The organism is Achromobacter sp. GbtcB20, from assembly GCF_019091095.1.
Taxonomy (GTDB): Bacteria; Pseudomonadota; Gammaproteobacteria; order Burkholderiales; family Burkholderiaceae_B; genus Achromobacter; species Achromobacter mucicolens.
Genome location: NZ_JAGXJZ010000581.1, coordinates 1 through 266, shown reverse-complemented (window position 1 = coordinate 266; position 266 = coordinate 1). Strand labels below are relative to the sequence as shown.

The following is a 266-nucleotide window of genomic DNA, read 5'->3' as shown; positions in this document are numbered from 1 at the left end:
GGGTCGTCCGGCTTGACCGACTCGCCACGGCCGCTTTCCAGCACGGCCCGCACGTTCGCGGGCACGTCGATGCCGTAGCGCTTCACGATCGCCAGCGCGTCGGCGCAGGTGCTGGGGGCGCCCACGGTCGGGCCGGAAGCGATGTCGCAGGGGTTGTCGCCGGGGACGTCCGAGATCAGGAGCGTGACCACGCGCGCCGGATTGCAGCCGGCGGCCAGGCGGCCGCCCTTGATGCTTGACAGGTGGCGCCGCACGCAGTTCATTTC

At 71.8% G+C, this 266-nt stretch carries 1 protein-coding gene; it reads right to left on the bottom strand.

Going from position 1 to position 266, the window contains the following annotated elements; genetic code table 11:
• On the bottom strand, positions 1-266 hold a 266-nt coding region (locus KVT32_RS30310; protein ID WP_217619454.1), incomplete at both ends, for a DUF4147 domain-containing protein.